The sequence below is a fragment of the Methanosarcina sp. KYL-1 genome (assembly GCF_024372725.1).
Taxonomy (GTDB): Archaea; Halobacteriota; Methanosarcinia; order Methanosarcinales; family Methanosarcinaceae; genus Methanosarcina.
The window spans coordinates 19,313-32,304 of record NZ_VOUA01000001.1 but is presented as its reverse complement, the minus strand read 5'-3'; the positions used below and the strand labels follow the sequence as shown (position 1 = coordinate 32,304).

Sequence of the window (12,992 nt, the reverse complement as noted above, 5' to 3'; positions counted from 1 at the left end):
TGAACGGAGAAGTATAACCATTAAAGTCCAGACATGGCACCGTGATTAAAAATGTAACTTTTATTGGAAGATAGAACACACAAGCGGAGGAATGAAAAGAATGACAGTAAGAAAAGCCCTGGCCGTACTGATCCTGCTGGTATCGGCCCTTTTTGTATCGGGATGCACCGGGGAACTCAGCACGGAAGAGATCGCAGAACAGATGCAGGAAAAAGAAGCGAGTATCCAGGATTATTCGTACACGATGCACATGACTTTACACCTGGGGGAACTGACACAGGAAAGCGAGCTTCGGATCCTGCAGAAGAAGCCAAACAAGGTGAAAACCATTTCAATCGAACCTGAAGAAGATGCAGGGTCTTTTGCGGTTTCGGACGGGGAAGTCATGTGGACCTACGACCCGAAGACAAATACGGTCACGAAAATAGAAATGCCGGATACTCCTGTTTTAGGGGAGATGGATTACGCAGGTATCATTGAAGATTTCCTGAACGAAACGAATGTCTCTTTGCTTGGGGTAGAGGAAATAGACGGAAGGTCTGCATACCTGCTGGAAGCAAACCCGAAAGAGGAGGAAAAAGGAATGCGGCTCATCGAGGGGATGAGACTCTGGGTGGACAAAGAGACCTGGATGCCTCTCAGGTATGAGACGTATGACATCAACGGAGACCCGGTGATAGAACTCGAGATCAGCGACCTGGAAGTCAATCAGGGAATCCCGGATTCCGAGTTTGTATTTGAGGTTCCGGAAGGGGCAACCGTAAGGACCGTGGATATGGACTCATTTGAAATTCCCGAACAAACGACCCTCGAAAAAGCCAGAGAAGCCGCAAGATTTGAAATCCTGGTCCCGGAGTACCTGCCGGAAGGTTATGTCTTCAACTATTCAAGGATTTTCAATAACAGCTGGATCGCCCCTGAAGGGCAGACCTTCGAGACCGTCTCCCTGACATACGAAAACGAAGAGGATGATGTCATTTCCCTTTCGGAAACCGTATACGAGACCGAGGCCCCGGAAGCTCCAATCATGAATTCTGCCGAAGACGTTTCTATCAACGGGGCGGAGGGGAAGTACCTTACCCTGGGGAACATGAAGATCCTGACATGGAAAATCGGAGATATTGAGCTGAGCCTGGCCTGCACCCTTGATAAAGAAGAATTGCTGAAAATTGCGGAGTCCATACGGGAAAATGCCTGAAAAGCTCTTTTAATAGGCAATTAAAACCGGGAAAAAGATGAGAAATATGGCAACAAAGAAAATGCTGTTCCTGCTGGCCCTCGTAACTCTGGCCCTTTTCGCATCGGGCTGCGAAGATAAGGGACTCCCCGCAGAAAAGGAACTTACTTTAGAAGAGATAGCAGCCCAGATGCAGCAGAAAGAGTACAATGTCAATGATTATTCTTTCACTTTTAGCCTGAATTTGGATTTAGAAGGGGAAGCCCTGGAAAAGGAATTTGAGGTTATGGGCAAGAAACCGGACATGTACAGGATTCTTACAAAAACGCCGGGAAAAGAACCGGAGAAAGTAGAGGTCTCAAACGGGGAGTACATGTGGACCTACTACCCCTGGAAAAATACCGCCATAGAAGTAAAACTGCCCGAAACGTCCGAGCCTGAAGATAAAGAATCCGGGGAAATGGAATCCGAAGATAAAGAACCCGCAGGAAAGGAGTCTAAAGGAAATGAATCAGCAGAAAACAGCGGCACCGGCTATATTGAAGGGCTCTTGAATGAGGGCGGAGTATCCGTGCTCGGGACTGAGGAAATCGACGGCAGGCCCGCATACCTGCTTGGAAAAGGGCTCGAAGAAAATGGGGAAGAAGAAAAGGAAGAAGGGGAGGAAAAAGAAGAGGGAGCCTTTACAGGATATAGTGAGAAGTCCTGGATAGACAAAGAGACAGGGATGCTTCTCCGGTATGAGGCATATGACAGCAGCGGAAACCTGACAGCGAAATTCGAAATAAGCAACCTGAAAATCAACACGGGCATCCCGGATTCAGAATTTGAATTCGAGCTCCCGGAAGGAGCAAACATGGAAACCAGGGAGTTCGGGAAACACTATCCTCCGGAAAACATGACAGGCCCTGATGGAGCCAACCCGATTGCCGCAGGGTTAATCATCGGTTTTTGTCCCTGAATAAAGGGGCAGGATTCAACCCTTTAGAAAGAAGAATTCGGAAAGGGCCGGAATTAAAAGGTGAAGAAAATGAGAAACAGAAAAGCACTTACAAAACTCACAAAAATCACAAAACTCACAAAACTTACAAAACCTACGAAACCTACGAAACTTATATTATTGGCCCTGCTGGTTCTGGCCCTTTTCGCGTCGGGCTGCATGGAAAAAGAACTGAGTGCTGAAGAGATTGCGGCCCGGATGCTGGAAAAACAGGGCAGCATTGAAGATTACTCATACACAATGCATATGACCTCCTACATGGGGGAAAAGGTCGTAGAAAGCGAATTTAAGACAATGTACAAGAAACCACATATGATGAAAAACTTCCTACAAGAGCCGGAAAAAGAAGAAGAGACGCTTGTGCTCTCGGATGGGGAGTTCAGGTGGACCTATGCCCCGGGGACAAACACGGTCATAAAGACAAAGCTTCCCGAAACCCCGGAATTAACCGGGGACGATTATCTCTCACTCATAGGAATAACCCTTAACGATATGGACGTATCCCTGCTGGGGACCGAGGAGATTGAAGGAAGAGAAGCCTACCTGCTGGAAGCTACTCCGAAAGTGGCAGGAGAAGAGGCCCCTGCATACAGCATGAAAATCTGGGTAGACAAAGAGACCTGGATGCTCCTCGGGTACGAGATGTACGATAGCAGTGGGACCCTTATTTCAAAAGTAGAAGTCCGGGACCTGAAAGTAAACACCGGGATTCCGGATTCCGAGTTTGAGTTCAAAATCCCGGAAGGTGCAACCGTAAAGACCGTGGAAAACATAAAGACCGTGGAATACGGAGAATTGAATCCTTCTGGAGAATTAAGCCTCGAAGAAGCTGAGGAGCGTGTCGGGTTTGAAATCCTGATCCCTGAGTACCTGCCTGAAGGTTACGAGTTCAGCCATGCTACAGCCTACAACACCAGCGAAACAGCCCCTGAAGGCCAGGCTTCCGAAACGGTCGTCCTGACATATAAAGAAGGGGAAGCCAGCGTAATTCTTACGGAAACCTCATTTGAAGGCCAGGCCCCGGATGCAGCAATAATGAATTCTGCCGAAGACATCGCCATTAACGGGAAAGAAGGAAAGTACCTTGCCCCGGGGGATATGAAAGTGTTGAAGTGGAAGCTCGGAAATGTTGACCTGAACCTGAGAGGCACCCTTGATAAAGAAGAGATACTGAAAATTGCGGAGTCAATTTCGGAAGAAGCATAAATCCTGCACATTCCAGATAGCAAATTCACGGGAAAAAACACAGAAAAACAAAGAATAAAAACAGAATAAATACAAAAAAAGTGAGGATGAAACAAAAGGTTAAAAAGTAAAGCCCGGAGGCCTTACTTTACCTTTTTTAAAACTTATTTTGCGAGGTTGTAGTTCTGGTTGACGATCTTGAGGGCGCAGAAGTTGCCGCACATTGTGCAGGCGTCGGTGTCTTCGGGTGCCCTGCTGTTCCTGACTGCTCTTGCGTGTTCGGGGTCGATTGCAAGGGAGTACATCTTTTCCCAGTCGAGTTCTCTCCTGGCTCTGCCCATGTCAAGGTCCCACTGTCTTGCTCTTTCGGGGTACTTTATCATGTCACCGACGTGAGCTGCAATTCTGGAGGTCTTGACTCCGGTTATGACGTCTTCGAGGTTCGGGAGGGCGAGGTGCTCTGCAGGAGTCACGTAGCAGAGGAAGTCACAGCCGCATGAGGCAGACACGGATGCACCGATTGCGGTTACGATGTGGTCGTAGCCGGGGGCGATGTCAGTAACGAGAGGACCGAGCATGTAGAAGGGCTTGTGGCCGCTCATTTCCTTCATGAGCTTTACGTTTGTTTCAATCTGGTCAAGGGGGACGTGGCCAGGACCTTCGACAATGACCTGCAGGCCCTGCTTGTGTGCCCTGTCAGCCATCTCGGAGTTGATGATCAGTTCCTGGATCTGGGCGCGGTCGGTTGCGTCGTGGACTGCACCTGCACGCATCCCGTTTCCGGTTGAGAGGACGACTTCGTGTTCCTTGAGGATTTCAACGAGGTAGTCGAAGTTTGCGAAAAGCGGGTTTTCCTTTTCGTTGTGAAGCATCCAGGAGCTCATGAAGGCGCCGCCGCGGGAGCAGAGACCGCCGTACCTGCCGTGGGCTTTAAGCCTGTCGAGGGTGATGTTGTTGATCCCGGTGTGGATTGCCATGAAGTTGGTTCCGAGCTTTGCCTGGGCTTCGGTTGCGTTGAAGAGCTCGTCTTCGGTCATGTGCACGATGGAACCGTACTTCCTTGCGGCTTCGATGAAGGCCTGGTAGAGGGGCACGGAACCCACGGAAAGGGAAATGCTGTCAATGACTTTTTTCCTGATCCCAAGGAAGTCTCCGCCGGTCCCGAGCTCCATGAGGGTGTCAGCACCTGCTTTTTCGGCAGCGATTGCCTTTTGGACTTCCATGTCTGCATCAACAATGTCTGAGGATACACCGATGGAGGCATTGACCTTGGTCCTGAGCCCTTCTCCGATCCCGCAGATCTTTACCTGTCTGTAGGGGGAGGTTGGGATAACGATCCTTCCGGCTGCAACACCACGGCGGACGAATTCGGGGTCAAGCCCTTCGTCCTTTGCTACGATCTTCATCTCTTCAGTGATAATCCCTTTTTGTGCATCTTCCACGATTGTCATCTTAATAACCTCAAGTTTTCGTTCATCTGTAAGATTCGTCTGTAAGATTCATCAGCAAGATTTGTCCGTAAATACACTTAGGACCTGTTTGATCAATAAAGGCGCGTAATTATATATAACACTATTTAAAAAATTAACTTTAACCTTAATCAACTTAACTTGACTTATTGCATTACTAATATCGATAATAGGAGACATGAGAATAAAATAACCTTTTTTATAAAGAAAAACAAAGATCTCTTTGAGATCAAATAAAGTAATATTGATTTTGTGAAGAAAAATGGAGAAAAAAAGAAATCAAAAAGAAGGAATTTGAAGAAAAGAAAGAAAAAAACCGATAAAAAAGAAACGAAATATCAAAGCCTGAAAAACCTGCCTTATAATAGACATAAACGTCATCATGAGGAGATACAATTCAAAAAATAGAAACATAGAGAGAATTAAAAAATAGAGAGCTAAAAAGGAAGAAATAAAAAAGAGAAATAAAAAAGAGAGAAATAAAAAAGAGAGAAATAAAAAAGAGAGAATTTATACTACGAAATGAAGAGGACCTTCACTAAACACTTACTTGTTCTTTTCCTGAAGGAGGCGGATTGTCTGCCTGTGCAGGGACACTATCAGGTCGCTGAGCATCCCGAAGATAAACATCTGGAGGCCGAAGATTATCAGCAGGGCGGTGAGGACTGTCAGGGGTATTCGGGTGATTCCCTGGAGCCACTGGGCAACTACAAAGGTCCCCGTAAAGATGCCAGCCAGAATAAAGAAGGAGCCTATGATCCCGAAATAAAACATGGGGTTATGCACTTTTGCAAGCCTGTAGATCGTTGACCCGATCCTTAACCCGTCTTTTATGGGGTTTAACTTGGTTGCCCCTTTTTCACTTCTCGGGAGATAGCTTATGGGAACTTCAAGGACCCTCTGGTTTTTCAGGATACACTCAACTGAGATTTCGGTTTCGATTTCAAAACCGGTCTTGTTCAGTTCAAGTTCCCTGATGCTTTCCAGGGTAAAGGCCCGGTAGCCTGAGAGGATGTCTCTTAAGTGCGCCCCGTATGCAAGGTCAAAAAGCATATTTATCATACGGTTGCCCACAAGGTTGAGCCTTGTAAAGGCTCCGGAGGAATATTTTTCTAGCCGGTTGCCTACCACATGGTCTGCCCGGCCTTCCAGGATGGGCTCAAGCAGGGAACTGGCTTCCCAGGCAAGATAGGTCCCGTCCCCATCGACCAGTACGACGTAGGGGCTTTCGATAAGCTTGAAGGCCTGGATCATCGCCTGCCCCTTGCCTTTTCCGGTCTGCAGGACCACTTTTGCGCCTTCGGCCTCTGCAACTTCCCTTGTTTTATCCCTGCTGTTCCCGTCAATAACAAGAATGTCGGTAAACCCTTCACTTTTAAAATCTTTGATAAGCTGTCCTATCGTGGCAGCTTCGTTCAGGGTAGGGATAAGGACGCAAACATTTGTATATTTCAAGTTTCACACGTATCCTTTGCCGGACCCTCTATATATGTCGCAGAATCCGTTTTTATTGTAATAGCGGAGAGTAGATGTAGCGGAGAGATAGATGTAAAAGATGAAGGGAAGGGGTCTTATAAAAGCCCCATGTTGTCCAGCTGCTGGCGGACTACTTCTACTCCCCTCTCGCAGTCTTCGGGGGACTTGCCGCCTGTGACCACGAGTTTTCCGGAACTGAAAATCAGGACAACTACCTTGGGCTCATCGATCCTGTAGACAAGGCCGGGGAACTGTTCGGGTTCGTATTCGATGTTTTCAAGTCCGAGCCCGATTGCAATCGCATTGAGGTTCAGGATGGTGTGCAGGTCTGCAGAGGCCACAATGTTCTGCACCGTGATCTGGGGATCTTCCATGGTCTTGATCCCGATGCTGTTCAGTTTCTTTGCCATATTGCCAATTACTGTGTGCACGTCGGCGACGTTCTTTGCCCCGGTACAGACCACCTTTCCCGAAGTGAAGACAAGGAATGCGGCTTTCGGATCCGAGACCCTGTAGACAAGGCCCGGGAATTTCTGTTTGTTGTACTCGGCCCCTTCGAACTCGGATTCTATAACGGTTAAATCGAATTCTTCAGCAAGTTTGGTGGATGCAACCACATTTTCGATCTTGATGCTAGATTCGCTCATTAGTCAACCCTCGGTATATAAAGCAAAAGTAATATCCTCTAACCAGTATATAAAGCTATAGTTAAATGAACCGCATAGTATATAAATGCTATATAAATACAGTATATATAGTACGGAAAAGCTTAAATTAAAGGCGCACCTAAAAAGAAAAAAATTAAGAAAGAATGTGACAGCCGAACCCGATTTAAGGCGCCTCAGTCTTCAAGATTTTTCAAGCCTTCAAGCACAGCATCATACTTCATGCAGACCCTCCGGAGGAGGTCGCCCTCCACACTGCGATGAGTAGGCACCAGGATTTCCGCCCCGTTCCCGATTTTTACGCCGCTTTTCGAAGTCCCGTAGTCCGGAGCAACCAGGACACCGTCAGCCGAAACTCTCAGGTTCAGGTCGTTTACGATTTTGGAGACCATCTCCGTTGCAGGCTTCACCCTCCGTTCAATTAGAAGGGCAGAAGAGACGTACCTTTCCCGGGTCTCCCTGATTTTCCGGATTGTGTCTTCCACACATTTCGGGTCGATTTCATCCGAAAGTTCTTCAGCAATTGTAGAGACCGCCTCAACCACATCCTCAAAGGTCGTTGAGCGCACCTCAAGAATTTCCCCGTCACAGTGCTGCCTCACGGTTTCCAGGTAGCCGGCCGTTACCACCAGCACGTCCACCTCAAGCAGGCGGGAAAGTTCCTCTTTTGAAGGTGAATAGGCATTGGCCACAAAGTAGTCCTTAATCCCGCACATGCCCATAAGGGACTCGTACATGGGAGTTACGGCAACGGTCTTTTTGCCTATCCACCTGTTGATCTCGCTCTGCCCGCCTTCTGCCTTCAAAAGGTCCAGGATTTTTTCCTTTATCGCTTTCGGGTCGTTTCTCTTAAGCCCGAAATAATCCGCAAAAAGGGAAGTTGTTGAAAGCTGCCTGCTCCTCCCGCAGGGCACGGACTCCACAAAACCCCGCTCGATCAGGTCCTTGATATGGTCATAAGCCCCGCTCCCCCTCATCTCGATCAGGTCGGACTGGAGGAGGGGCTGGTGATAGGCGATCATGGAAAGGGTCCGGAGTTTCGGGGCGGAGAGTTCTTTTGGAGCAACCTCGCGCATAAGTTCGGAATACTCGGGTTTGACCTGCATGACATAGCGCTCTCCAAGGTCCAGGATCTCAACACCCGATTCCCGGGAAGAGTAAGCCTCCATCAGCTCCTGCACTCCCAAAAGGACGGTTTTTTTGGGTTTTCCGGTGATTTTTACAAGTTTTTCAAGGCTTACCGCCCTGCCCGCAGCAAAAAGAGCCGCCTCGATGACTTCAAGCTCACTCATAAGGTTTCACTTCCGGAAAAAATAGTAATATTATTTTTAAATTTTGAACAGTATTTTTTAAATAGCAAACATAATTCTTCAGGCAGATCAACATTATTCTTCAAAAGGGTTTGCTTCTACCGACTTCAGTTCAATGGAGACAGCCTCAGCGGGCCCGGATCCTTCCGGAGCCTCATCCAGAAGCCCTTTACCGGCAAACTTTGCATCTGCGGAACCCGTAACTTCATGCTCCGAAACCCCATGTTCCGAAACCCCATGTTCCGAAACTTCCTCTTCAGGGCGTAATCTCAGCTCATGGAAAAGAGAGGGGTTGCCCTCGGTGGAAAAGCCTGATTCTTCCCCGGGGTAGATGTACAGTTCACCGAAGAGTTCTTTCTGCCAGAGCCAGATCTTCTTGCTGGAGGCAAGGAAAAGAAGGGAGAGGTAATCCATGATCCGGTCTTCACTACCTTCAAGGAAGTCGGAAAAGACCACGTGGGGGTATTTCTCAAACATTTCGGCAAGCCGGGCCCAGATCAGGGACAGCCTTGACCCGATGGCTTCCTCATGGGCAATGCCCAGGACATCCCCGGTGTTAAGTACCGGGCCTTTCGGGGCAGGAGCTTCATCCGAAGCCTGCCTTGCTTTCTTATCATTCTTTCTGGAAAGAGCCTTTTCAGCTTTCTTGAGTTCTAAAATCAGTTCGTTGAGAGTGACGGGGCGGGTGGACACGCGGCGGACAGGCAGTTTAGGGATAGGGAATTCGTCGGGTTCCGGAAAGTTCTCATCATCAAAAAAGCCGGAGTCGTCCTCAAGTTCTTCTTCTCCGTCCTCCTCAAGGATGCAGGAGGATTTCATGCGCAGGAGAATCGCAGAATAAAGGAGCGTCCGGGAAGAAATCCGGAGGTCCATTTTCTTTAATTCCTCCACCCTTCGCAGGAAACCGTCCGTAAGTTCCACGATGTCAATGTCCCAGGGGTCGATTCTCCCGTCCTTTGCAAGCTCGACCAGGATGCCCAGGGGCTCATAAGTCTCAAACTCCGAGAGTTCAAGCAGGCCCCACTCGACCCCCAGGCTGGAAAGGGTAGCAGGAAGCCCGTATGATTCAGGGTCCGGAAACAAGGAATCGCCGTCCCCAACCTCCGAAACCTCCGGAGCAGGAAGCCCAGGAACTTCCAGTGCAGTCCCGGCGTTTTCCGCAAGCTCACCCATTCAGCTTCACTCCTGTAATGCTTGTGAAATTATTTTCCTGCATCGTGACCCCGATGGTCCGGTTTGCAGCCTGGATCATGGGTTTCCTGAGGGAGACCACGATAAACTGGACCTTTGACCCGGACTCCTTGACTCTCCTCGAGACCCGTTCCACGTTCCACCCGTCCAGGAACATGTCGATTTCGTCAAAAGCATAGAAGGGAGCCGGACGGTACTGCTGGATCGCAAAGATGAAAGCAAGTGCAGTAAGGCTCTTTTCTCCTCCGGACATGGCTTCGATCCGCTGGAGGGTCTTTTCCTTCGGCTGGGCCCGGAGCGTCATGCCCCCTGCAAAGGGGTCGTTCGGGTCTTCCAGCACCAGCTCGCCCAGCCCGTCGGAGAGTTCGTGGAAGATCTCCCTGAAATTCTCGTTGATGCTGGTATAGGCTTCCATAAAGGCGTCCCTTTTGAGCTGCTCGTACTGGTCAATACGTCCCAGCAGCTGTTCCCGCTCGGTAAAGAGGGTGTCGCGCTTTCCCTGAAGGTCCGAAAGCCGGAGTTCTACCTCATTGTACTCGTCAATTGCCCGCATGTTAACAGGCTCAAGCCTGCGGAGGGCTTCTTCGATTGCCTGGATCCGCACGTAGACAGTTTCGTAACTCGGGACCTCGTCCGTCTCTTCGATGCCCCTCCTTTCGATTTCCTGCACGAACTGCGTTTCCTGGTCCATAAGCGCGTTTCTGGTCGCGGTAAGCGTAAGTACCTGCTGTTTTGCTTTTTCAAGGGTTGTTGCAGCCGTACTGACCCTGCGCTTCACAGCGCCGTGTTCGGCCTGCACCCTTTCGCGCTCCTGCTGGAGCTCCACAAGCTCGTCGGAAAGCTCAAGTTCCCGCTTCTGCTTATCTTCCAGCTTTGCTTCGAGTTCCCCGATTTTTGCTCCCAGGGAAGCAGTCTTTTCCCGCAGGACGGCTTTCTTTGCATCAAGTTCCCCGATCAGTTCCTTGGCTCCGGCAATTTTCTGCTCTGCATACTCCTTTTCAAGCTGCAGGGCGTTCAGGCCGGCTTCCGTATCCCGGACCCTGCCTTCAAGCCTCCGGATTTCTTCGTCCACGAACTCCGCTTTCCGGTTGATCTCGGGAAGCGGGGAGTCGGCAAGCTTTTCTTCAAGCCCGGCAATCTGGCCCTCAAGCCCGGCTGCTGCCTCGTCCTTTTCGGCCTTTTCCGCAATGACCCTGTCCATTTCGTTCCGGAGCTGGGTCCTGGCCACTTCGATGGCCCTGAGGTCCGCCTGCCTGGCTTCCAGGAGTTCTGCAAGTTTGGTTTCCCGGCCTTCGATTTCCTCAAGCTGCTGTTCCTTTCGGGAAATGTTTGCCTCACAGTCCCTGATTTTCCGGCTCAGCTCGAAAAGGTGGCTTTCGATATTGTCCTGTTTGCCGATCGCCGCATTCCGGCTAGCATCCAGGGCCTTTATTTCGTCAGCGAGCTTGATAAGCTTGTCCTTTTCTGCCGCCGCAAAGGAAAGCCCGGTATTTGAGGAGAGGGACCCTCCGACCATCGCCCCGCTCGTTTCCAGAATTTCCCCTTCCAGGGTGACCATCCGGAAATTTCCCATCAGGCGGCGGGCGTTGCTCAGGGTGTCCATGACGAGGGTGTCCCGAAAAACGTACCAGAACGCAGCCTCGAAATCCGGGTCATACTCGATAAGGTCAATGGCATACCCGATTACTCCGTCCTCATACCTGAGCTTTTCAAGCCTTCTGGACTCCCTCATCTTGTTTAAGGGCAGGAAGGTGGCTCTCCCCCCTTTTCTCCGTTTGAGGTACTCGATGGCTTCCGCCGCATCCGCGTCCGTGTCCACAACGATTGCCTGCATCCGGTTCCCTGCAGCAACCTCCAGGGCTTTTGCGTAACGCCGGTCCACTTTCCCGAGCTGGGCAATGGTCCCCCGGATCCCGAAGAGTTCGTTCTGCCGGGATGCGGAGAGCACCATATCCACAGCTTTTGAGTACCCTCCACCGTGTTCTGCTGCCCGGACCCTGGCTTCGGTAAGGGCATATTCCTGCTGGAGGGTATGAAGTTTGCTTTCAACTTTTCTTATATCTTCCTTGATCCTGAAATGGCTGCTTTCGATATCATCCCTGTCCTTTATCAGGGACTCCAGGTTTTCCGAAAGCTTATCAAGCTCGTAGCGCACCGAAAGGGTGTCGCTATCCGAAGTCGCAACAGCCGCTTCTGCCTCTTTGATCTGGTTTTCAATGTCCCGGAGTTCTGAGGACTTCCGCCGGAGGGCATCTAAAAGCCGGTCTTCGTTTCGGATGAGTTCGTTCTTTTCGTTCTTGACGTCCTCAAGCCTGCGCCGCACAGCCATGAGTTCGTCCCTGGTTGCGGCAAACTTCGCGTCCACGTCGGCAATCCTGCTCTGGAGCAGCATGCGTTCGGTTTTCCTCTCCGATAGCTCAACTTCAAGGCTGGCTTTCCGGAGATTTTCGCCTTCGATTTTCTCGTCAAGCTCCCGGATTTTCCCCTTGGTGGAATCGATCTCAACAAAGGCCTTCCTGCGCCTGGAATCGGATTCCTCTATTTCATTTTCGGCAAGCTCGACGCTGTCTACACAGCGGGAAATTTCCCCTTTAGTCTCCTCGATTTCCCTCTTGACCCTGAGCTGCTCGTCTTCCCCTTTCTTCCGGATTTCAAGGGAAAGCTTTTCCAGGGCATCTTCGAGGGCGTCGAGTTCCTGCACCCTTTCGTCAAGGAGGGCCTGGACCTTTTCAAGGTGCTCTTCTTTTCCGGAAAGCTCTTTTTCCACATTTCCAAGTTCGGTCCTGGCATCCTTCAGCTTGGAAAGGAGAACATAGCCCTCGAATTTGACTTTCTCGGCTTTGAGGGCCTGGTACTTCAGGGCCTGGTCGCGTTCCCCTGCGAGTTTTCCCAGCTGGGCCCGCACCTCTTCGAGGATGATGTCCACTCGTTCGACCTGCTGCCTTACAACTTCAAGTTCACCCAGCGCCTTTTGCTTGCGTTCGTCAAATTCCGCGACCCCTGCAATCTCGTCGATGATCTTGCGCCGTTCCACCGACGTCATGGAGATGATCTGGGTGACATCTCCCTGCATGACCACGTTGTACCCTTCGGGAGTAACTCCTGCTTTTGCGAGATGGGAATGGACTTCCCCCAGGCTTACGGATTTGCCGTTGAAATAAAAATAGCTGTAATACCCGCTTTTTGTCCGCCTGATCTTCCTGGAAACCTCAACCTCGTCCATGTCCACCGGCAGTTTGCGGTCGGTGTTGTCAAACCGGATCGTAACAAGGGCAAAGTCGGGTTTTTTGGCCTCGTCTCCGTTATAGATCAGGTCCGTGAGTTTTTCGGCCCGGAGGGTCCTGGAACTGGTAAGCCCGAGCGCAAAGAGAATCCCGTCTATTATGTTTGACTTCCCGCTCCCGTTCGGCCCGGAAATGGTGGTGAAGTCATTGAAAAAGGAAATCTTTACTTTTTTTCCGAAGGACTTGAAATTAACAAACTCAATTTCTTTTATGTACACAGAATGCCTCTGTAATT

9 protein-coding genes are annotated in these 12,992 nt (G+C 50.0%); 3 read left to right on the top strand and 6 right to left on the bottom strand.

Going from position 1 to position 12,992, the window contains the following annotated elements:
- The first annotated feature begins 100 nt into the window (after positions 1–100).
- The 3 genes from FTO70_RS00150 (at position 101) to FTO70_RS00140 (ending at position 3,383) form a co-directional block, all read left to right on the top strand.
- Positions 101–1,198, top strand: coding sequence for an outer membrane lipoprotein-sorting protein (locus FTO70_RS00150; RefSeq protein ID WP_255333665.1), 1,098 nt, complete (start codon positions 101–103; stop codon positions 1,196–1,198).
- A gap of 46 nt (positions 1,199–1,244) precedes the next feature.
- A complete protein-coding gene (locus FTO70_RS00145; RefSeq protein WP_255333664.1) occupies positions 1,245–2,138 on the top strand; it encodes an outer membrane lipoprotein carrier protein LolA in 894 nt (297 codons plus the stop codon).
- A gap of 69 nt (positions 2,139–2,207) precedes the next feature.
- The gene (locus FTO70_RS00140; protein ID WP_255333663.1) at positions 2,208–3,383 is read left to right on the top strand and encodes an outer membrane lipoprotein-sorting protein; all 1,176 of its coding nucleotides are present in this window, start codon (positions 2,208–2,210) and stop codon (positions 3,381–3,383) included.
- A gap of 143 nt (positions 3,384–3,526) precedes the next feature.
- On the opposite strand, the gene thiC is transcribed toward FTO70_RS00140, so the two are convergent.
- The 6 genes from thiC to smc all read right to left on the bottom strand — a co-directional run bounded on the left by thiC (position 3,527) and on the right by smc (position 12,975).
- Positions 3,527–4,813 carry a phosphomethylpyrimidine synthase ThiC gene (gene thiC, locus FTO70_RS00135; protein WP_255333662.1) on the bottom strand — a complete coding sequence of 429 codons (1,287 nt, stop codon included), beginning with the start codon at positions 4,811–4,813 and terminating at the stop codon, positions 3,527–3,529.
- A gap of 564 nt (positions 4,814–5,377) precedes the next feature.
- Positions 5,378–6,286 (bottom strand): S-layer glycoprotein N-glycosyltransferase AglJ, encoded by a 909-nt coding sequence (aglJ, locus tag FTO70_RS00130; RefSeq protein WP_255333661.1) that lies wholly within the window; start codon positions 6,284–6,286, stop codon positions 5,378–5,380.
- Between the two features lie 116 nt (positions 6,287–6,402).
- Complete coding sequence (locus tag FTO70_RS00125; RefSeq protein ID WP_255333660.1) at positions 6,403–6,954, bottom strand: TATA-box-binding protein; 552 nt, start codon at positions 6,952–6,954, stop codon at positions 6,403–6,405.
- A 194-nt stretch (positions 6,955–7,148) separates the two neighbouring features.
- On the bottom strand, positions 7,149–8,264 hold the full coding sequence (scpB, locus tag FTO70_RS00120; protein ID WP_255333659.1) for an SMC-Scp complex subunit ScpB: 1,116 nt from the start codon (positions 8,262–8,264) through the stop codon (positions 7,149–7,151).
- Positions 8,265–8,357: 93 nt separating this feature from the next.
- A complete protein-coding gene (locus tag FTO70_RS00115; protein ID WP_255333658.1) occupies positions 8,358–9,455 on the bottom strand; it encodes a segregation/condensation protein A in 1,098 nt (365 codons plus the stop codon).
- Positions 9,448–12,975 (bottom strand): chromosome segregation protein SMC, encoded by a 3,528-nt coding sequence (smc, locus tag FTO70_RS00110; protein WP_255333657.1) that lies wholly within the window; start codon positions 12,973–12,975, stop codon positions 9,448–9,450. The genes FTO70_RS00115 and smc overlap by 8 nt, the downstream gene beginning before the upstream one ends.
- Between the last annotated feature and the right edge of the window lie 17 nt (positions 12,976–12,992).